At 66.8% G+C, this 20252-nt stretch carries 22 protein-coding genes and 2 pseudogenes; 14 read left to right on the forward strand and 10 right to left on the reverse strand.

Annotation, left to right across the window (positions count from 1 at the left end; genetic code table 11):
• Positions 1–631: 631 nt before the first annotated feature.
• From ACFDTC_RS03175 to ACFDTC_RS03195, 5 genes and pseudogenes are all read right to left on the reverse strand, one after another.
• Complete coding sequence (locus ACFDTC_RS03175; protein WP_375257420.1) at positions 632–1003, reverse strand: hypothetical protein; 372 nt, start codon at positions 1001–1003, stop codon at positions 632–634.
• Positions 1004–1111: 108 nt separating this feature from the next.
• On the reverse strand, positions 1112–1405 hold the full coding sequence (locus ACFDTC_RS03180) for an HIRAN domain-containing protein (RefSeq protein WP_375257421.1): 294 nt from the start codon (positions 1403–1405) through the stop codon (positions 1112–1114).
• Between the two features lie 109 nt (positions 1406–1514).
• A complete protein-coding gene (locus ACFDTC_RS03185) occupies positions 1515–2363 on the reverse strand; it encodes a manganese catalase family protein (protein ID WP_375257422.1) in 849 nt (282 codons plus the stop codon).
• 296 nt (positions 2364–2659) lie between these two features.
• Positions 2660–3859 (reverse strand): annotated as a pseudogene (locus ACFDTC_RS03190) (IS256 family transposase); the annotation flags it as partial.
• A gap of 111 nt (positions 3860–3970) precedes the next feature.
• Positions 3971–5239, reverse strand: coding sequence for an NAD(P)/FAD-dependent oxidoreductase (locus ACFDTC_RS03195; protein WP_375257423.1), 1269 nt, complete (start codon positions 5237–5239; stop codon positions 3971–3973).
• A gap of 406 nt (positions 5240–5645) precedes the next feature.
• On the opposite strand from ACFDTC_RS03195, the gene ACFDTC_RS03200 reads away from it, so the two are divergent.
• The 6 genes from ACFDTC_RS03200 to ACFDTC_RS03225 all read left to right on the forward strand — a co-directional run bounded on the left by ACFDTC_RS03200 (position 5646) and on the right by ACFDTC_RS03225 (position 10771).
• On the forward strand, positions 5646–6161 hold the full coding sequence (locus ACFDTC_RS03200; protein ID WP_375257424.1) for a ferritin-like domain-containing protein: 516 nt from the start codon (positions 5646–5648) through the stop codon (positions 6159–6161).
• 316 nt (positions 6162–6477) lie between these two features.
• Positions 6478–7941 carry a DUF2231 domain-containing protein gene (locus ACFDTC_RS03205; protein ID WP_375257425.1) on the forward strand — a complete coding sequence of 488 codons (1464 nt, stop codon included), beginning with the start codon at positions 6478–6480 and terminating at the stop codon, positions 7939–7941.
• A gap of 84 nt (positions 7942–8025) precedes the next feature.
• Positions 8026–8298, forward strand: a complete 273-nt coding sequence (locus ACFDTC_RS03210; protein WP_375257426.1) for a hypothetical protein — start codon at positions 8026–8028, stop codon at positions 8296–8298.
• The gene (locus ACFDTC_RS03215) at positions 8295–9515 is read left to right on the forward strand and encodes an MBL fold metallo-hydrolase (protein WP_375257427.1); all 1221 of its coding nucleotides are present in this window, start codon (positions 8295–8297) and stop codon (positions 9513–9515) included. Before ACFDTC_RS03210 ends, ACFDTC_RS03215 begins: the two co-directional genes overlap by 4 nt.
• Entirely contained in the window at positions 9502–10005 is a 504-nt protein-coding gene (locus ACFDTC_RS03220) for a DUF2243 domain-containing protein (protein WP_375257428.1), read from the forward strand. Before ACFDTC_RS03215 ends, ACFDTC_RS03220 begins: the two co-directional genes overlap by 14 nt.
• 13 nt (positions 10006–10018) lie before the next feature.
• Complete coding sequence (locus ACFDTC_RS03225) at positions 10019–10771, forward strand: DUF4336 domain-containing protein (protein ID WP_375257429.1); 753 nt, start codon at positions 10019–10021, stop codon at positions 10769–10771.
• A 127-nt stretch (positions 10772–10898) separates the two neighbouring features.
• Here the strand turns inward: ACFDTC_RS03225 and ACFDTC_RS03230 are convergent, their stop codons facing one another.
• The 5 genes from ACFDTC_RS03230 to ACFDTC_RS03250 form a co-directional block, all read right to left on the reverse strand.
• Positions 10899–12086, reverse strand: coding sequence for an MFS transporter (locus ACFDTC_RS03230; protein ID WP_375257430.1), 1188 nt, complete (start codon positions 12084–12086; stop codon positions 10899–10901).
• A 47-nt stretch (positions 12087–12133) separates the two neighbouring features.
• Entirely contained in the window at positions 12134–12589 is a 456-nt protein-coding gene (locus ACFDTC_RS03235) for a transposase (protein ID WP_375257431.1), read from the reverse strand.
• A 235-nt stretch (positions 12590–12824) separates the two neighbouring features.
• Entirely contained in the window at positions 12825–13373 is a 549-nt protein-coding gene (locus ACFDTC_RS03240) for a hypothetical protein (RefSeq protein WP_375257432.1), read from the reverse strand.
• Positions 13373–13501 carry a hypothetical protein gene (locus tag ACFDTC_RS03245; protein WP_375257491.1) on the reverse strand — a complete coding sequence of 43 codons (129 nt, stop codon included), beginning with the start codon at positions 13499–13501 and terminating at the stop codon, positions 13373–13375. The genes ACFDTC_RS03240 and ACFDTC_RS03245 overlap by 1 nt, the downstream gene beginning before the upstream one ends.
• A gap of 63 nt (positions 13502–13564) precedes the next feature.
• Complete coding sequence (locus ACFDTC_RS03250) at positions 13565–13900, reverse strand: recombinase family protein (RefSeq protein WP_375257433.1); 336 nt, start codon at positions 13898–13900, stop codon at positions 13565–13567.
• Positions 13901–13942: 42 nt separating this feature from the next.
• On the opposite strand from ACFDTC_RS03250, the pseudogene ACFDTC_RS03255 reads away from it, so the two are divergent.
• From ACFDTC_RS03255 to araD, 8 genes and pseudogenes are all read left to right on the forward strand, one after another.
• Positions 13943–14137, forward strand: a pseudogene (locus tag ACFDTC_RS03255) (HWE histidine kinase domain-containing protein).
• A 51-nt stretch (positions 14138–14188) separates the two neighbouring features.
• The gene (locus ACFDTC_RS03260; RefSeq protein ID WP_375257434.1) at positions 14189–14467 is read left to right on the forward strand and encodes a hypothetical protein; all 279 of its coding nucleotides are present in this window, start codon (positions 14189–14191) and stop codon (positions 14465–14467) included.
• Between the two features lie 11 nt (positions 14468–14478).
• The gene (locus tag ACFDTC_RS03265; protein WP_375257435.1) at positions 14479–14832 is read left to right on the forward strand and encodes a response regulator; all 354 of its coding nucleotides are present in this window, start codon (positions 14479–14481) and stop codon (positions 14830–14832) included.
• Between the two features lie 244 nt (positions 14833–15076).
• Positions 15077–15850 carry a DeoR/GlpR family DNA-binding transcription regulator gene (locus ACFDTC_RS03270; protein WP_375257492.1) on the forward strand — a complete coding sequence of 258 codons (774 nt, stop codon included), beginning with the start codon at positions 15077–15079 and terminating at the stop codon, positions 15848–15850.
• The gene (locus tag ACFDTC_RS03275; protein WP_375257436.1) at positions 15847–17412 is read left to right on the forward strand and encodes a sugar ABC transporter ATP-binding protein; all 1566 of its coding nucleotides are present in this window, start codon (positions 15847–15849) and stop codon (positions 17410–17412) included. Before ACFDTC_RS03270 ends, ACFDTC_RS03275 begins: the two co-directional genes overlap by 4 nt.
• The gene (locus tag ACFDTC_RS03280) at positions 17409–18395 is read left to right on the forward strand and encodes an ABC transporter permease (RefSeq protein WP_375257437.1); all 987 of its coding nucleotides are present in this window, start codon (positions 17409–17411) and stop codon (positions 18393–18395) included. The genes ACFDTC_RS03275 and ACFDTC_RS03280 overlap by 4 nt, the downstream gene beginning before the upstream one ends.
• Before the next feature lie 32 nt (positions 18396–18427).
• Positions 18428–19372 (forward strand): ABC transporter substrate-binding protein, encoded by a 945-nt coding sequence (locus tag ACFDTC_RS03285; RefSeq protein WP_375257438.1) that lies wholly within the window; start codon positions 18428–18430, stop codon positions 19370–19372.
• Positions 19373–19425: 53 nt separating this feature from the next.
• On the forward strand, positions 19426–20127 hold the full coding sequence (gene araD / locus ACFDTC_RS03290) for an L-ribulose-5-phosphate 4-epimerase AraD (protein WP_375257439.1): 702 nt from the start codon (positions 19426–19428) through the stop codon (positions 20125–20127).
• The last annotated feature ends 125 nt before the right edge of the window (positions 20128–20252 follow it).

Here is a 20252-nt window from a genome sequence, read left to right on the forward strand (position 1 = left end):
GTTCCTCCAAGCCTCCCCATCCTCCGCGACGCCGACACCATGTCGACAAGGTCATCATACCACAGGAGCGCCGCGCGAATGGCAGCTTGGAGCCCTAACGGTACATGTCGATCATGGGTGAGTTCGCAGTTGCAGCATGAGCGCGCCGGTCGCGACCGGCCCATTGCCGCCGCTCACTAATCGATCAGCGCTGCGGCGCAGCTTCACCGAACCGGTCATTCGCGCGTTCCGCAGCATTTCGGAGGGGCGAGTAACCGCAGCGCGGACAAATTGACCGTGGGGTTCCGGTCTGAGTTCGCATGTGCAGTGAGACGCCTCGCGATCGGAGCCGGTTCCCGGCACCGGGCTCCCACATCGGGGTTAGGACGGTGGCGGTGAATCGAGTTGCATCGGATGTTGAGGCCCTGCTCGGCGCAATAGCATGCCTTTCGTTTATCAGCGGTAGCCCGAGGTGGTGTAGCCTGTTCCGGACGGCTGAGCCGGAACGACGTCGCGCACAGCCTTGGAAAACGCCGCTTGCAGGGAAGGCGGCGTGTCCCGTTGCCGGTCTCCGCCAAGTTGATCCGGTCCGCGTGGCGGCCCCGGTCACCATTCGTCGCCGTCTCCGATGCCGTCGCGCAACGCCACGCGTTCAGGTCCGGGGAGTCCGGGTGTGCGCAGGGACCGGTTCGGTCCTGTTGGTCATCAACGGCACGACGATCTCGAGCACGCCGACAAGCAGGTGCGGCCACCAGATCAGGTCGGCGAAGCCGAACAGCCAGGGCGAGACCGCAAGCAGGGCGCCGCTGGCCATGTCGACACCAAGATGCACCTTCAGCGGGATGATCTTGGCCACGCTGAACTCGTATCGCGTGAGCAGGCTCATGACGATGGTCGTCACGCCGAGGAGTTGCGGCAGCCACTGGGCGATTCCGCCATTGGCGAAACCGAAGAGGTAGGGGGCGACGATCAGCAGCGCGCCGGTGACGTAGTCGATGATTCCGTGGGTCCGGGTGTCGATCATTTGTGGGTTCTCCTTCACGGGTGGGGGCGGCAAGGCATGGCGCCGCGGGTCAACCAGAGCGGGGCGGGCCGCTCTGGTCGGGGGCGTTCCCGCGGCTTCGGGACGCGGTCACGCCAGGGGCAGGGTGATCTCGACCCGCAACTCGGGGCGTAGCGGGTCGGGACGCACACCACTGACGATCGCCCGCGGCGCAAGACCCGCATCCATGAGGTTGGCCAGCGCCTGATTGTCTACGCGCGGCACGCAGCCAAGCCGGGTGTCGTCCTCGGCCCAGACGGAAACGGCGCGTGCGTCGTAGTCGTTGTGCGGTTCACGCAGCAGACGAAGCGGAGCGCCGGGCTTCAGCGCGTGCACCTTGCCCCGCACCTCAGGCCGGTTGGTGCCGGCAACGTATGTCCGCAAGAGCGGTGCCTCCCGGCCTGCAGCGGAGGATGCCGCATGAGCGGTCCCCCCGGCGACGCGCCCGCAAGCGTGCCGGCGCCTGCGATGAAGCCGCGGCGCGAAAGGGCGGTCATTGCGCCTCCTCCGCCTCGGGCAGCTGTGCGACCTGCGGGTAGGTTCCAGGACGCGCCGGTCCCAAATCGGGCACCTCGCCCAGCGGTTCCATCGGGCGAATGCTGAACGTGGCCCCTTGGCCGTCGACCGAAGGTCCGTCGCTCCAGCGGCCACGGGGCGGCTCGGCGCCATCGGCGGTGAAGCCGAGATAGACGTAATTGAAGTCCTGGTTCTCCTGCTCCTGCGGGAACGAGTTCGGAACAGGCATCTGCGGGCGTTCGTCCTCGAGTTCCTCGATCACCGCCTTCCACTGGTTCTGATGCATCGTGTCGCGCGCGATCAGGTAGGCCAGCATGTCGCGCATGCCAGGATCCTGCGTCATGTGGTACAGCCGCGTGGCCAGCGTGCGCCCGGTGCCCTCGGCGGTGATATTGGCATACATGTCGCCCGCGATGTTGCCGCTCGCATAGACGTGGCTCATGTCGAAGGGCACGCCGTCGGAGTCCACCGGCAGCGCCGCCAGACCGGCTGACAGGAACTGCCGGAAGTTGCGCCCGCCCATGATGGAGCCGACGGCCGCGTCCTGCGCGCCCGCCTCCTGCAGTTCGAGCGGCGCGCCGTCGAGGTTCAAGGCGACCGCGGTGGCCAGCATTTCTATATGGCCCAATTCCTCAGCCGCGGTGTTGAGCAGCATGTCTCGATACTTGCTCGGCCCGCGCATGCCCCAGGCCTGGAACATGTACTGCATTGCGACGCGGATCTCGCCCTCGATCCCGCCGATGGCCTGCTGCAAGGCCCGCGCAAAGACTGGGTCGGGCGTCTCCACACGAACGGGATATTGAAGCTTGTAATCGGTGTAGAACATTGCGCCCTCCAGCACAAAATCGGAATAGTATTGCGGCAACCTGCGGATGGGGAACTTGTTCCGGCCTTACCGCCATGGTTGTACGACGGAAGATCGAAGCTGCTTCGCCGGGCGCACAGCAGACAGGCGACTTTTGCAGTGGGCGCCGTCAGTCGTGCGGGCGGTTGGCTTCTTCCGAGGCGGTGGAGCGCTGCCGCTTTTCGGGTGCGGACACGTCGGCGGGATCATGGGTAGTGCCCCGTGAAGTTGTGTAGGAACTGGCGTCCACCTGCTTCTTCATAGCTGGTGTCGCTCGTTCACTTGGCGGCGATCATCGTCGTCGCACCGGCATCGTCGCATACGCCAGTCAGCTTTTCCACTGGCATGTAGCGGCGGGAGACGGCCCACTCGTCGTTTTGCTCCAGCATCAGCGCCCCTACGAGCCGGACGACAGCCTCACGGTTCGGGAAGATCCCGACCACGTTGGTGCGCCGCTTGATCTCCTTGTTGACGCGCTCCAGCGGGTTGGTGCTGTGCAGCTTGGAGCGCAGGCTCTCATCAAAGGCCATGTAGGCGAGGACATCGTGCTCGGCCTCGTCCATGAGCTCAGAGACGTCCCTGAAGCGGTCACGAAGGTTGTCGGCGACCTCGCGCCAGCGAGCATGGGCCTGGTCACGGTCCTTCTCGGCGAAGACGGTCTTCACGATGGCGCTGACTACCGGCTTGTTGGTCTTGTTCACGCGGGCCAGCAGGTTGCGCTGGAAGTGCACGCGGCAGCGCTGCCACACCGCGCTCAAGACCTTGCGTGCGGCGGCCTTCAGGCCCTCATGGGCATCGCTGATCACCATCTGCACGCCGCGCAGCCCGCGGCGCGTAAGAGACCGCAGGAAGTCTGCCCAGAAGGTCTCAGCCTCCGATGGCATCACGGTGATCCCCAGGATCTCCCGCCGCCCGTCCGTGTTCACAGCCACGGCCACTATCACCGCCATCGAGACGATCCGACCGCCCTCGCGCAGCTTCACGTAGGTCGCGTCGAGCCACAGGAACGGCCAGTCGCCCTCCAGAGGTCGGTTCAGGAACGCCTGCACTCGCTCGTCAATCTCTTCGCACAGCCGCGATACTTGGCTCTTGGACGTGCCCGTCAGGCCCATGGCGCGCACCAGATCGTCAACGGCGCGGGTGGAGACGCCGTGGATGTAGGCCTCCTGGATTACTGCCATCAGTGCTTTCTCGGCCGTTCTGCGCGGCTCCAGAAAGGTCGGGAAATAGCTGCCCTTGCGCAGCTTCGGGATGTTCAGCCCGATCGTGCCCGCGCGCGTATCCCACTGCCGCGGCCGGTAGCCGTTGCGCTGGTTTTCCCGGTCCGGGCTGCGCTCGCCGTGCGCGGCACCGCACACGGCGGCCACCTCGATATCCATCAGCCGCTGCGCGGCATCCTGGATCAGATCGCGCAGAAAATCGGAGTCATCGCTCTTGGCGATCACGCCTGGAAGGTCGATCATGCTCTCGGTCATCGTGCTTTCCTTCGTTGTCGTTGGTCGTTGAACAACCTCAGACTACGAAGAAGCGCGGTGGCCGCCAGCCCCGGCCGCGCGCTGCGCTACGCCAAAGGCTTCGCGCGCGGCCTCTTACACCATCCCGCGGGGCACTACCGGATCATGGAACGAGGCGTCATCGCCGGCGATCAGCCGGGCGCCGCGTTCATAGGTCAGATAGCGCCAGAGCCACTGCATCGAGACCAGAAGCCGATGCTGGAATCCGACCAGAAGGTAGACGTGGACCACCGCCCATGCGAGCCAGGCGAACCATCCCTTCACCTTCAGGGTTCGGTGTTCGAAAACCGCCGCGTGCCGGCCGACGATGGCGGTGTTGCCGCGGCTTCGGTAGCGGAACGGCTGCAACGCTTCACCGGTCCGGATCTGCGCCGCCAGCGATCGGCCCAGATGTTCTCCCTGCTGCTTGGCAACTTGTGCGAGGCCCGGCAGCGGCTTGCCGTCCGCGCCGGTGCATACTGCCACGTCTCCCAGTGCGAAGACCCCGTCCAGATCTGGCACGGCAAGGGTGTCGTCGACGGCAATGCGGCCGGCGCGGTCGGTTTCGCCCAGATGCTTCGCCAGCGGCGAGGCCGAGATACCGGCCGCCCAGATCACGAGGCCCGTCGGCTCGGGCTGGCCGGCGATGCTGATCGAGGTCGGCCCCACGTTGTCCACGGCCTCGCCGGTGCGGATGCGGACGCCCAGCCGCGTCAGGCGGGCACGGGCGTATTCCGACAGCTCTTCGGAAAAGCCCGCCAGCAGGCGCGGCCCGGCCTCGACCAGGGTGACGCGCGTGGCGGTCGGGTCGATGGTGCGGAAATCCCGCGCGAGGGTGTGTCGGCTCAACTCGGCAATGGCGCCGGCCATCTCGACGCCGGTGGGGCCGCCGCCGATGATTGCGACGCTGAGAAGGCGCCGCCGCTCGTCGGGGTCGGTGGACCGCTCGGCTCGCTCGAAGGTCAGGAGTAGTCGGGACCGGATGCGGCGGGCGTCCTCGATGGTCTTGAGGCCCGGCGCCCATTGCGCCCAATCGTCATGCCCGAAATAGCCGTGTCCCGCCCCGGCAGCCAGCACAAGGTGGTCGTAAGGGACGCTTTGCCCGCAGTCGAGGTGGACCCGCCGCGCCTGCGTGTCTATCTCCGTGACCTCGCCGAAGAGGACCTGGACGGACTTGTGAGGCCGCAGGACCTTGCGGATGGGCTCGGCCACGTCGGTGGCAGACAGGGCGGCGGTGGCCACCTGGTAGAGCAGCGGCTGGAAAAGGTGGTGGTTGTGCCGGTCGATGATCGTTGTGGCGATCCCGGCCCGGCCGAGCGCCTTGGCGACCTCAAGCCCGCCGAACCCAGCGCCGATAATGACCACGTGGGGGGGGTTCCGACGGCTTCGCGGTCCGGGGCGGCGGGGGCTGTCGTCATGGTGCTGCTCCTGGACGGGGAGTGTCCCACGATGGGACATCAAGTCGCCTTAACGATTTCAATGACTTCCAGAGACGAATTAACCAATTCGAAGGACTTCGCGCTGACGCGTGAATTGGGCGGGCCGTCGCGCGGCGCAGCCGGCACGGCTGGACATGCCGGTAGAACCGGCCTGGACGGCCGGATGTTCCCGCAGGGGACACGGAGCAGACCATCAGGGCGCTGGCAAGGCACAGGCGGAAAGAGGCCGGCGCACGGACCCCGAAAAGCCGGAACATCGCCGAGAGGGCCGCAGCGGAACAATCGCCCCGAAGCCGGGTTGCCGTGCCAATCAACCAGCGAAGGAGCATCCTATGGCCGACAGGAACTACGCGCGAGACGTCTTCGTCCGGGGTCTCAAGAACGCGCACGCGATGGAGAAGCAGGCGCTGTCGATCATGCAGCCGCAGCTCAACCGGCTGGAACATTACCCGGACATGTCGCGGCGACTGGAAGAGCACGTCCGCGAGACCGAAACGCAGGTCGATCGGCTGGACACGCTCCTGGAGCAGCTTTCCGAGCGCAATTCGTCCTTGAAGGACGCGTCGCTGTCGGCAATGGGGTCGATGGCCGCGATGGGACACATTCCCGCGGGCGACGAGGTGCTGAAGAACTCGTTCGCGAACCTGGCGTTCGAGAACTACGAGATCGCCGCCTACATTTCACTGATCACGTCGGGGCGGGCATCGGGGCTGGACGTGGATGTGAACCTGCTCGAGAAGAGCCTTGGGGAAGAACGGCGCATGGCCGAATGGGTCGCCGACAGTATCCCGGCGGTGACGAAGACCTTCATTTCGCTGCACGGCAGCGGCGAGACCGCCAAGCGATAGCCGCGACGCGGAAGTCGCGACCCGGAAGATGGGGCCGGCGCGGGCGGCCGATGCCTACCGGCGGAATATGTCTAAAAGACGCAGCCGCACCTGATGGCGCTGCTGGCGCGGCGGAGCCGGTTGCGGGCACGCGCGCACAATCCCGTGGTGGATACCCGTCGGCGGCCTGCTGACGATCGGGACCAGCACCAGGCAGGCGAGATCAACAAGCGGTGGAACCGTGCGTAGGAAGGCACGTTGGCGGTCGATACCGGCTCTTGGCTCGGACATGCTCACTTGGCCGTCGGTTTTGCGTCGTTGACGATGGAGTTTGCCCATGACCAAGGCCACGGAACGATGGACGGCGGCCATCGAGGCGAACGACGCGCTCGACCGGCCTTCATACGATGTCGCGCACGCGACGTCCCTGGCGCTGCATCCGACGGGCACGGCCGCCAAGCCCATCCAGAATGCGCTTCACGGCACTTGGCTCGGCCACCCGCTGCACCCGGCGCTGGCGACCCTGCCGATCGGCGCCTGGACGCTCGCATTCGCATTGGACACCTCCGCGACGCTGGGTTTTGGCCATTCCGGCTCGAGGGACAGGACGGCGGACGTGGCGCTAAAGGCGGGCACCGCGGCGGGCGTAGCGGCGGCTGCGGCCGGCCTTGCGGATTACCGCAAGGTACATGGGCGCGACCGGCGGACCGGGCTGGTGCATGCGGCGCTGAACACCACCGCGCTCGCTCTATCGGCGGGTTCGCTTGCTCTACGCAAGCGCGGTCACCGCGGCGCCGGGCGCGCGGCCAGCGCAGCGGGATGGGCCAGCATGATGGCGGGCGCCTACCTTGGCGGGCATCTCGTCTACCGCAGGCGGATCGGCGTCGCGCGGGACGACCGCTCGCCAGAGCCGCGCAGCTTCCGCCCCGTGGCGCGCCTTGACGTGCTGGAGCAGGACAAGCCCCACCGCGTGGCGGTTTGGGACGACGTGGCGCGCGTCGAGGTCGGCGTGGTCCTGGTGCGTCGTGGCGACGACGTTCACGCCCTTGGTTCGCGGTGTGGGCACATGGGCGGGCCCCTCGACGAAGGATGGGTCCAGGGCGGTGGCCTCGTGTGCCCTTGGCACGGCTCGCGCTTCTGCCTTGCCGATGGCGGCGTTCTGGACGGTCCGGCGACCGCGCCCCAGTCACGTTACGAGACCCGCATCGTGGACGGCATGGTCGAGATCCGGCACGTCCCCGACCCCGGCGACGAGGCGTTGACGCCCCGCGAGATCGCCGCCGAGCAGGACCATCCGCAGCCCGCGTCCCCGCCGGGCGCCCGCAGGGCCGACGAGGTGCTGTTCGAGCATCACGAGCTGATGCGCAGGATGTTCGAGAAGATCGAGGCGATGTCCCCGGAAGACCCGGAACGGCGGGACATGATGCGCCTGCTGGCCGGCGAGTTGCAGATCCACGAGCATGTGGAGGACGAAATCTTCTATCCGGAGGTGCGCCCGGTCAGCGAGGACGTCCCCGTCGCCCATGCCGAGCACCAGCAGCTGGCCGACATGCTGGCCGTCGTGCTGCGCCTTTCGCCGTCGAGCCCGGAATTCGAGACCCAGCTGCGTAGCCTGCATACCGCGATGAACCACCATGCGAGTTCCGAAGAGAGCTCGATGTTCGTCGAGGCGCGGCGGCTTGGCGACGCCCGCCTGCGCGAGATGGGCGTGCGGATCGAGGCGATGCTGGACCACGAACGCACTGCGCTGGCGCGGCGGACCTGGAGAGACGTGAAGATCCGGCTGCTGGAAGGACCGTAGCGTCGTGTCGTGGCGGGGGATGCCGTCGTGGAACACCCCGTGGCGCGGGCCGTTGGCGCAGCAGACATGCCGAGGGAGAGGACCATGCCCGAACCCACCGAGCCGCTGAAAGCCTTTGCGCTTGACTGTTCGCTGCGCAGATACGTCTCCGACAGCCCCAGTTCCACCGACAGGATGATCGACGACCTGATTGCGGCGCTGAGCGTCCACGGCGTCAGAGGCGAGACCGAGCGTGTCGTCGACCATGACGTGAAGCCCGGCGTCCCGTCGGACATGGGCCAAGGCTCGCCAGGGCGGCCGGATTTCCGGAAGGGTCAGCATGCTGGGGCGCGGATGATCAGGACGAGAGCAGCATGATTCCCCGCGGACTTCATGCCCTTCTCGACGCCGCTTCCGCCGCGGGACTGGTCTCGGTGCCGGCTCTGATGGGTTGGCGCGGCGAGTTGCGCTGGGGCATGGCGGCGGCCGGGGCCGGTGTCGCGGCCTACAGCCTGCTCACACGCTATGATGAGGATGGACAAGCGCCACTTTCCATGCGGGAACACCTTGCGCTCGACGGGCTGCAGGGGGTGGCCTTCTGTCTGGCCGGCGCGCGAGAGCGTGACGCAACTGCACGGCGGGCGCTGCTGGCCTACGGCGCCTTCTCCATCGCTGCCGCGGCGCTGACCGACCCGGGACCGGGGCGGGTGCCGGTGCCGCGGCAGGTCCCCCTGTCGCGCGACAGCATCCTTCGCTCAGCCAGAGGGGGCCGGACCGAAGAAATCGCCCAGGATGTTGCTTGGCGTCGGCTGGGCATCGTCAACGTGGTGTTCCTCGGCCCGCCCGGCGCGGGAGACCGTGGCTGGGTGCTGGTGGACGCGGGGTTGAACGGCACGGCGCGCATGATCGAGGCGGCGGCGGCCGAGCGCTTCGGGCACGGCGCGCGGCCGCGCGCGATCGTGCTGACGCACGGCCATTTCGATCATGTGGGCGCCCTGCAGCAGCTTGCCCGCCGCTGGGACGCGCCGATATACGCCCATACCCTCGAGCACCCGTTCCTGACCGGTCAGGCGGCCTATCCGCTTGGCGATCCCACGCTGACAGGTGCAATGGCGGCTCTTTGCGGCTTCTATCCCACGGCCCCGGTGGATGTCTCGCCCCGGCTGCAAGCCCTGCCCGAGGACGGGTCGCTGCCCGGCCTCCCGGGCTGGCGCTGGATCCACACGCCGGGGCACGCGCCAGGCCATGTCTCTCTCTGGAGGGAGCGGGACCGGACGCTTGTCGCCGGCGATGCGGTCGTTACCACGCGTCAGGAATCGGCCCTCGCGGTGCTGCGGCAAGCGCCGGAGATGCATGGCCCGCCGGCTTATTTCACACCGGACTGGACGGCGGCGCGGCATTCGGTTCGGCGTCTCGCGGATCTGGCACCGGAAGTCATCGTTGCCGGACACGGCCCGCCGATGGGCGGAGCGCGGATGCGCATGGCGCTGCACGACCTGGCGCGGCATTTCGACGACCTGGCGGTGCCGCACGGTGGCCGCTACGCGCCGCAGCGGGGCTCGGGGCTTGTGGTGACCCACGATGACCGCCGCTGACACCCCACGAACCGCGGGCGCGGAGTTCCCTACGGCTGCCGGCATCTTCTTCGGTCTGGGCATCGGCGGGTTCTTCGACGGTATCGTCCTTCACCAGATCCTTCAGTGGCACCACATGGCGACCAGTGCGGGCGTTTCGGCGGACACGGTAGAGGGGCTGCGCCGGAACACGCTGTTCGACGGCCTCTTCCACGCCGCGACCTACATCTTCGTTATCATCGGGCTTGTCCTGCTCTGGCGCGCCTCCCGCGGGCGGCATCGGCGCTGGTCCAACCGGCTTCTCATCGGAAGCCTTCTGCTGGGCTTCGGCCTGTTCAACGTGGTGGAGGGGATCGTGAATCATCACCTTCTAAGGCTGCACCACGTGAACGAGACCGTCCCGCGGGAGCAGTGGGTTTACTGGGACATCGGCTTTCTGATCTGGGGCGCTGCGATGATCCTTGGCGGCTGGCTGCTGCTGCGGCGGGCGAAGGATTCGACGCCGGGATGAGACGGAGGTCCTCGTGGCAAACGACGCAGAGCAAGGCTATCCCCCTTTCGACATGCCGAAACCCGTGGCGGAAAATCTCTGGATCGTCGACGCGCGGCCGATCCGCGCCTTCGGGATTCCGCTCCCGGTGCGAATGACTGTGGTGCGGCTCGCAAGCGGTGACCTCTGGCTGCATTCCCCGACACGCTTCGCCCCCGCTCTCCTGCAAGAACTTGAGCGGCTGGGCCCCATCCGCCACCTGATCGCGCCGAATATTGGCCACTGGACGTTCCTCGCCGACTGGCAGCGAAACTGCCCCGACGCTACAACTTGGGCTGCTCCGAACCTGCGCCGGCGGCCGCGGATCCGGCTCTCCTCCATTCGCACCGACCGGGACCTGGGCAAGCGGCCACCGCCGGACTGGCAGCACGATCTGGATCAGCGCATCATCGCCGGCGCCGGCTTTCAGGAAGTCGCCTTCTTGCACCGCGAGAGCCGCAGCCTGATCCTCACCGACCTCGTGATGAACCTGGAGCCGGACCGCATGCCCGCCCGCAGCAGGCTTTATGCTGCGCTCAGCGGCACGACGGCGCCCGAGGGCGGCACGCCACGCTACCTGCGCCTGCCGCTTCGGCTGGGCCGCCGGAAGGCGGTCGAAGCCGCCACGGCTCTGATCGACTGGCAGCCTGATAGAGTGATCTTCGCGCACGGACGCTGGTTCGCGAACGACGGTGCGGCGAAGCTGCGGAAGGCCTTCCGCTGGCTGGTCGGGCCATCCGGAGAATGACGTGTCCGCAGAGCCCGTTGGGGCGACAGCCATTGCATCTGTGCGCCCGCCGGAGGCTACCTCGGCGGGCGCGCTTTGGTCTGGCTCCCCGATGAAAACAGTCGGACGCGAGACGCCGAGATAATTTTCAATGATCGATCCTTGGTAGGAACCAGGTCAACAGCCCCGCCAACGGCAGGAAGGCGCAGATCCTGTAGACCGTCTCGACTCCATGGCTGTCTGCCAGAAAACCCAGTAGTGCCGCCGAAATACCCGCGAGTCCGAAGTTCAGCCCGTAGAACAAGCCGCCGATCAGCCCGATCCGGTTTGGCAGCAGATCCATCGCATAGATGAGGATCGAGGCGAATGCGCTGGCCATGATGAGATTGATCATGATCGTCAGAACGCCGGTCCAGAACAGGTCCACGTAGGGCAGGATCAGCGTCAGGGGCAGCGGCCCGAGAATCGAGATCCAGATGATACGATAGCGTCCAATGCGATCCCCTATGATCCCGCCGATCAGGACGCCGACCGCTGCCGCGACGAGGAAGACGAAGAGCATCATCTGCGAGGCCGGGATGGACAGGCCAAACCGCTCGATCAGGTAGAAGGTGTAGAAGGATCGGAAGCTCTCGATGTAGGTGTTCTTGGTGAACATCAGCATGGTCAGGACGACCAGCCCGACGGCGATGGTCGCGTGCGAATGCCGCGGCGTTTCCCGGCCGCCACGGCTCCGCGACCGGATGGACGCGAAGTCGGCGCTCAACTGGCGTTGCTTGCTGCCGATCCAGGCGAGAAGCATCATCGCGGCCAAGGCGGCGACGGCGAACCACGCGAGGCTTGCTTGTCCCCAGGGCACGATGATCAGCGCGGCCAGAGCCGGACCGAGAGAGCCGCCCGCCTGACCGCCGACCTGGAAGATGCCCTGGGCAAGCCCCTGCCGGCCTCCCGCGGCATAGCGTGCATTGCGCGTGGCCTCGGGGTGGAAGATGGAGGACCCGATGCCGATCAGCGCCACCGACACCAGGATCGTCGCGTAGCTCTGCGCGAAGGACAGGCTGACCAGTCCCGAAAGGGTGAACATCATCCCCACGACGGGCGAATACGGGGCCGGATGCCGATCGGTCACCATGCCGACCACCGGCTGAAGCATCGCGCCCGCGATCTGGAACGTCAGCGTGATCATCCCGATCTGGGCGAAGTCCAGTGCGTAGGCGCCTTTCAGGATCGGGTAGACCGCGGGGATCAGCGACTGCATGAGGTCGTTCAGCAGATGCGTCAATCCCAACACCATCAGCACCGCCAGATGAGTTCCCGACCGGGCCGCGGTTGTCATGATGCTTTCACTTTCGAGAACGTGGCACTGATGTAGGATGGCTCGTGTTAAGCTCGCCGGAAGTTGCTCGTCATGAATACAATCGTCAAGCACTCCAGCCGCAGGCGGCCCAACACCTGGCTCCGGACGAGCGAGGCGGTGAAGGTATCCGCGTCGACCACTCGGCCAGACCGCCGACGGAGGCCAGCTGACCGGCCCGGTGCAGAGTTCCCAGCCCCTCCAATGCCAACTTGCCGAGGGTCGTGCTTCCTGCGCCACTCATAGACCTGCCAACGGTTCACATCATGGTGCCGGGCTACGTCCGCCACCTTCGCTCCGGAAGTTAAGCCTTCCGCGGCAGTCCGCGCCCGCTTTGCTCCGCATGGCCCAGCCAGTGCGCCCTGTCGTGGAGCAATTTGGGATCTGGCCTCGCCGCATCGGTGGTCCACAGTTGGCAACTGCCAGCCCGCAGTGAAGGCTTCGGCCAGCAAAAGCGCGAAGCGTGACAGCCCGAGGTTGCGCACCGTTCTTGAGTCACGGCATGTCCGCTCCTGAACTTTGACAAGCGCCCTCTCGCACTTGCGGCGAAGGGAGGGAATCCGCCCACACAACCAGCTTGCTTAAACACTGACCGCCTCAGCCTCAGGAGGAACGGTGTCGCCTGCACCCAAGGCCAGCGTGACGGTGACGCATGATAGCGCGCTGTTCGTGGTTCTCGTATTTGACCGCAGCGCCGGCGCGTTCCTGAGTTTGTAGCTCTCAAACGTAGCACCTTGGGGAGGGTAGGTTTCGGCGGTTGCGGGCTCCCGCAACCAGCTTTAGCGAACCAGCATCGATATGATCCGACGCGCCCGGCTGGGCCGCGTCGATCATTGCCGGTAGCGCGCCGTCGAGTACGGGCGTCGTGCTGCCGTTCGGCTCCGTGCGCACAGTCACGCGCGAGATCAGCCCGCGAACGATCTCCAGAACCTTGGTGCGTATTGCCAGGTCCGTCAGACGCTGCGCGAACTCGGCCACCTTCCTGCGATACAGATCCGACAGATTGGGATGCAGGCGCACCGGATCGGGCGGCGGGGCAGCCAGCTGCTCCGCGAGATCACTTTGTCGCGCTTCCATCTCCTCGATGCGGCTCAGGAGTCCGGGCGTTCTGAGGCCATCAGCGATGGCGTCGTATATCCCGTTCAGCTTTGCCGTGACCGCCGCGTGCTCCTGTTCCACCTGCTTGCGGGCGGCTTCGGCCGTTCCGCGTGTGGCATTCGTTGCGGTCGTGAACGCCTTGATGAACGCCGCGACGGCGTCGGGCTCCATCAGCCTGTCCTGCAGCAGTGCGAGGACAGCCTCTTCCAGGTCGCCGCGTTTGTAGGACTTGCGGTGGGTGCAGGTTCGAGCTTCCGCGCAGCCGAGCAGGCGACGTAGTCCTTCCCGACCGTGACCATGGCGCTGCCGCAGCAATCGCAGAACAGCAATCCGGTCAAAAGGTGGACCTTACGGCGCTTCTCCTAGAAGCGGCTCGCCTTGATGCCCTGAACGGCCGGCGTTGCGTCTATGGCTTCCTGCCTCGTCTTCACGCGTTGCCAAAGCGCGTCATCGACGATGCGCGGGTCGGGAACCTGAGTAGCGATCCACGACTCCGGCGGGTTTTGCCGGGACACGCGCTTGCCCGTCTGCGGGTCCTTGACGTACCGAAGGCGGTTCCAGACGAGACGGCCGACGTGGAGCTCGTTGTTGAGGATGCCGTCGCCCGGCGCGACCGGCGGTTCGTCGCCGCCTTCGACATCGACGATCGCAAGCGGGGCTAGGAGCCCAACCAGGTGATCTCGGCTGAACTCGATCACCGGGTGAAGAACATCCTCGCCCTCGTCACCACCATCGCGCGGATGACCGGGCACACGACGTCGACCTACCGGGACTTCAAGGCAGGCTTCTTCGACCGGATCCAGTCGCTGTGACGGACGCATGCGAAGCTCGCCAGCGCCAACTGGGACGGCGTCAACCTGCACGATCTCGTCGCCGACGAACTGCGCATCTATTCGCCCGACAGCGCGCGCTTCCAACTCGACGGAAGCGACTGAACGCTCACCCCCGGCGCGGCGCAGAGCATCGCGCTGGCGATTTACGAACTCGTGACGAACGCCGCGAAGTACGGTGCGTTGTCCTGCGACGGCGGGCGGATCCTGATCCATGTGGGCTTGCAGGACGGGGCGGTCGTGCTGACCTGGACCGAGATGTGCGTCGGAGCGGTGCCGCCACCGACCCGCGAGGGATACGGGACGATCGTGATCCGGACGGCCATCGAGACGCAGCTCGGTGGAGAGGTCGCACGCGAGATCGGCAACGATGGCATGGTCTACCGCTTTACCTTCGCGCAATCCTTATTCATCAGCACGGAGCTGTCCGAATGACATCCATTCTCGTGGTCGAGGATGACGCGATCCTCGGTGTGGACCTGAAGATGACGCTCGAGGATGCCGAGTATTCAGTGGTCGGCCCGGCGATGGCCCAAGCCCACAGAAATTCTGGATCACCGCCTCGGATGCTCGACGACAACCACGTCGAAGGCGCGATCCTGGACATTAACCTCGGCAACGAGCGCAGCGACGCCATCGCCGACCGGCTCGACGATGCCGGCATCCCGGTCTTCTTCCTTTCTGGCCACTCGGCCTCAGTCCTGCAGGAGCGGCACCAGTTGAAGCAGATCCTCGCCAAGCCCCACGCGGATGCGGCCCTTTTCAGGATGCTGCCTGAGCATATCGGCGGCGCGTCGTAAGCCGATCACGCACCCGCACATGCGCAAGACGCCCTGAGGCAAAGCGCCGGGCGTTTTGCTGTGCGCGGACCAGCGCGGCGTGTTCGCATCGGACTGGTGGGAGTTCCAGCCTTCCGGATCTTGGCAGGCACGCGTTTCGCAGCAGCCTGATTTTCACGCATTTGATTGACATCTCGCACGAACTGGCGAAACCTGATCACAAGATGAAGCGAGTCGCTCGCTGTGGGAGGGTATGTTGAGCGATATGGGCCGCCATGACACGATTCTCGCCCTCCTGCGGGATCGGCCGTTCGTTTCCGTCAGCGAACTGATCTCGGTGCTCGAAGTGTCGCCCGCGACCATCCGGCGGGACATCGACAAGCTGTCCGAGGCGGGCGCCGCGCAGAAGGTCTATGGCGGTATCGCGGCCGTCGATGCCGAGCATCGGCGCCGCGCCATCGCGCTGCCGTTCAGCGACAACCGCGACATCGCGGTGGCAGCCAAGCGCGCCATCGCGCGTTCGGCCTCGGCCCTGGTGCGGGACGGCAGCATCGTCATCGTGCACGCGGGTTCGACCTGCTTTCACTTCGGTGTCGAGATCGCCAACCGCAACGTGCGCATCGCGACCCATTCCATGCCGCTGGCCGGGTATCTGGCCGAGTTCGGAACCTGCCAGGTGACGGTCAGCGGCGGCGACCTGCACCGCGAGCCGGGGTTGCTCTACTCTCCATCCGGGTTCGATCAGGGCTTCTACGCGTCGCAGTTCTTCGTGGGTGCGTTGGGCGTCGGGCCGAGCGGCATCCTCGAGTCGCACCCGCTGCTGGTCCACTTCGTGAAGACCTTCGCCGACCGGACGAACGAGATCGTCCTGCTGGCCGACAGCCGCAAGTTCGACGAACGGCCGCCGCTGGTGGCGCTGCCGTTGTCGCGCGTGTCGCACGTCGTGACGGATGACGGGCTGAAGGACGCGCATGCCAGGATGCTCGAGGAGAACGGCGTACGCTTCACCATCGCGGATACGTCACGGGGGGCCGCATGAGCACCGACGCACCCGTTCTGGAGATGCGCGGCATCTCGAAATCCTTCGGGCCGGTCCGGGCGCTGAGCGACGTCTCGCTCACCGCGCATGGCGGCGAGGTCCACGCGCTGATGGGCGAGAACGGCGCGGGCAAGTCCACGCTGATGAAGATCCTGTCGGGCGCCCATTCTCCCGATCCCGGCGGCGAGGTCTTCGTCGCGGGCGAGAAGATGCCGCTGGGCAACCCCAAGCTCGCCAAGGCGCACGGGGTAGCGGTGATCTACCAGGAGCTGACGCTGGCGCCGAACCTGAGCGTCGCGCAGAACGTCTTCCTGGGCAACGAGCGGTCGTCGCGCGGCATCGTCAGCCGTCGCGGGATGGCGGCGGCGACACAGCCGATCCTCGACCGGCTGGGCGTCTCGTTCGGGCCCGACACCAGGGTGGCCCGCCTGTCGCTGGGCGAGCGGCAGCTGGTCGAGATCGCCCGCGCGCTGTCGACGAATGCTCGGATCATCGTGATGGACGAACCGACCACGTCGCTGTCCAGCCGCGAAACCGAGAAGCTGTTCGCCGTGATCCGCAGCCTCAAGGAGCAGGGGATCGCCATCGTCTACATCAGCCACCGGATGGACGAGATCTACGAGCTTGCCGACCGCTGCTCGGTGCTGCGCGACGGCACATATGTGGGCACGCTTCCGCGCGACGAGCTCGACGCCTCCAGGCTCGTCTCGATGATGGTCGGGCGGGACCTGTCGACCTTCTACAAGAAGGACCACAAGCCGCTCGAGGCCGAGCGGGACGTGGTGCTGTCGGTCGAGGATCTGGGCAACGGCCGCGACGTGCTGGACTGTTCGTTCAAGGTGCACCGGGGCGAGGTGCTGGGTGTGGCGGGCCTCGTCGGGTCGGGCCGGACCGAGCTGCTGCGCCTGATCTACGGCGCCGACCGCGCGACGACTGGCCGTGTCCTGCTGGACGGGCAGGACGTCACGCCGAGGACCCCGCGCGAGGCGCTCGACCGCGGCATCGTCTACCTGACCGAGGACCGCAAGGCGCTTGGCCTGTTCCTCGACATGTCGATCTCGGACAACGTCAACATGGCGGTGGCCGATCGCGACGGCAAAACCGGCGGCCTGCGCAACTTCGCCCGCGCGGCCGAGCGGGCGCGCAACGCGATCCGCGCGCTGTCGATCCGCACGCCGTCGGCCTCGCTGACGGTCGGGGCGCTGTCGGGGGGCAACCAGCAGAAGGTCCTGCTGGCGCGCCTGCTCGAGACCGAGCCGCGCGTGCTGCTGCTCGACGAGCCGACGCGCGGCGTGGACGTGGGCGCGAAGTCCGAGATCTACCGGCTGATCGACGAGTTGGCGGGCCGGGGTCTCGCCATCGTCATGGTCTCGAGCGAATTGCCGGAGATCGTGGGCGTCGCGGACCGCTGCCTGGTCATGCGCGAGGGGCGGATCGCGGGCGAGGTCGCCGCGGGTCCGGACAAGCCGATCGAACAGGAAGACGTCATGGCCTTCTCCACCGGCGCGCATGGCGCGCGCGGTGAGGCATCCGGGGCCGGCAGAGAGGGGAGAGCCATATGACAGAGACGGCGACAGGCGACGCGAACACCAAGCGGCGGCAGGCACGGGCGCTGATCACGGCGCTGGGGATGCTGCCCGTCCTGGTGCTGCTGGCGGTGGGATTCGAGCTGATGACCGGCAAGTTCCTGTCGGTCAACAACATCTCGATCGTCATGCAGCAGGCGTCGATCAACATCGTGCTGGCCGCGGGCATGACCTTCGTGATCCTCACGGGCGGCATCGACCTGTCGGTGGGCTCGATCCTTGCGGCGTCGGCGATGGCCGCCGTGATCGGCTCGCTCTGGCCGGGGGCGTTCGGCTACCTGGGCATCCTGCTGGGCCTGGGCCTCGGCCTTGCCTTCGGGCTGGTCAACGGCGCGCTGATCGCCTTCCTGCGATTGCCGCCCTTCATCGTGACGCTGGGCGCGCTGACCGCGGTCCGGGGCGTGGCGCGCCTGCTGGGCGACGACACGACGGTGTTCAACTCGAACCTGCCGTTCGCCTTCCTCGGCAACGGCACGGTATTGGGCGTACCGTGGCTGGCGATCATCGCGATCTCGGTCGTGCTGGTGTCCTGGTTCGTGCTGCGCGCCACCGTCCTGGGGACGTGGATCTACGCCGTCGGCGGCAACCAGGAGGCGGCGCGCCTCACCGGCATCAAGGTCTGGGTCGTGCTGCTCTTCGCCTACGGCGTGTCCGGGCTGCTGTCGGGGCTCGGCGGGGTGATGTCGGCCGCACGGCTCTACGCGGCGAACGGGCTGCAGCTGGGCCAGGCCTACGAGCTCGACGCGATCGCGGCGGTGATCCTCGGCGGCACCAGCTTCGTCGGCGGCGTGGGGTCGATCTGGGGCACGCTGATCGGCGCGCTGATCATCGCGGTGCTGTCCAACGGCCTGATCCTGACCGGCGTCTCGGACATCTGGCAATTCATCATCAAGGGCCTCGTCATCATCGTCGCCGTGGCGCTCGACCGCTACCGGCTGCAGGGCGGCGCCCGGACCTGACGACACCAAAACGCATGCAACAGGAGGATATGATGCGTTCAATCAAGACACTCATGTGCGGGACGGCGATGGCCGTCGGGCTCGCGGCATCCGCCAGCGCGCAGGACAAGACGCTGGAAAGCGTCGGCATCTCGGTCGGCCTGCTCGGCAACCCGTTCTTCGTCGCGACGATCGAGGGCATCACCGACGCCGCCAAGGAGATCAATCCCGACGTCCAGGTGACCGCGGTCTCGGCCGACTACGACCTCAATAAGCAGGTCAGCCAGATCGACAACTTCATCGCCGCCGGCACCGACATCATCATGCTCAACGCGGTGGACGCCAGCGCGATCGAGCCTGCGGTGACGCGCGCCAAGGACGCGGGCGTCGTGGTCGCGGCGTTCGACGTCTCGGCGCCCGGCGCCGAGGTCACCGTGATGACCGACAACGTGGCCGCCGGCCGCAAGGCGTGCCAGTACATCGTCGACAACATCGGCGGTGAAGGTGACGTCGTCATCGTGAACGGCCCCGCGTCGTCCTCGATCCTCGACCGGGTGCAGGGCTGCAAGGAGGTGTTCGAGGGCACCGAGGGCATCAACGTCCTCTCGGACGACCAGAACGCCGGAGGCTCGCGCGAGGGCGGTCTGGACGTCATGCAGGGCCTGCTGACCCGCTTCGACCACATCGACGGCGTCTTCGCGATCAACGATCCGACCGCGCTGGGCGTCGAGCTCGCCGCAAGGCAGCTGAACCGCGACGAGTTCATCATCACCGGCGTCGACGGCGCGCCCGACATCGAGGAGGCGCTGGAATCCGGCAACTCGCTCATCAAGGCGTCGGCGAGCCAGGACCCCTACACGATGGCGGCCCAGTCGATGGAGCTGGCCTACCAGGTGTTCCAGGGCACCCCGCCGGACGAGAGCACCGTGCTGATCGACCCCGAGCTGATCACCTCGGAGAACATCGGCGACTACACCGGTTGGACCGATCCGCGCTGACTTGACCACAGGGTGCGCCTCGACGGGGCGCGCCCGCCACCACAAGGGGCAACATGCAGCTTTCCGCGCTCAAGCAGGCCGTCCTCGACGCCAATCTCGCCACCGTCCGAAGCGGGCTCGTCATGGCCACGTTCGGCAACGCCAGCGGCATCGACCGCGAGGCCGGCGTGATGGCGATCAAGCCCAGCGGCGTGCCCTACGAAAGGATGTCCGCCGACGACATGGTCAGCGTCCGGCTCGACGGCACCGTCGTCGACAACCGCTGGCGTCCGTCGTCGGATCTCGACACGCACCTGGTGCTCTACCGCGCGTTCGAGGGCATCGGCGGCGTGATTCACACGCACTCGACCTATGCCACGATCTTCGCGCAGGCGATGACGCCGATCCCCTGCCTGGGCACGACGCATGCCGACTACTTCCGCGGCGAGATCCCCGTGACGCGCCACCTGACCGACACCGAGATCGCCGAGCGCTACGTCGCCGCCACCGGCGAGGCCATCGTCGAGACCGTGGCCGACCGCGATCCGCTGGAAATTCCGGCGGTACTGGTCGCGGGGCACGGCCCCTTCGTCTGGGGCACGACGCCCGAGAACGCGGCGCTCAATGCCCTGATCCTCGAGGAATGCGCCAAGATGGCGTGGTACGCGCTGCAGCTGCGCCCGGACCTGCCGCCGATCCCGCGCCCGCTGCTCGACCGGCACTTTTTGCGCAAGCACGGCAAGGACGCGACCTACGGCCAGGCGGAGCTGACATGACCCTGGTCGCCGGAGCCGATTTCGGAACGCTGAGCGTCCGCGTCACGATCATGGAGACCGAGACCGGCGACGTGGTCGGCGCCGCGGTGGCCGAGTATCCGCTGAAGCGGTCCGACAGCGATCCG

It is taken from the genome of Citreimonas sp. (genome assembly GCF_042096055.1).
GTDB lineage: Bacteria > Pseudomonadota > Alphaproteobacteria > Rhodobacterales > Rhodobacteraceae > Citreimonas.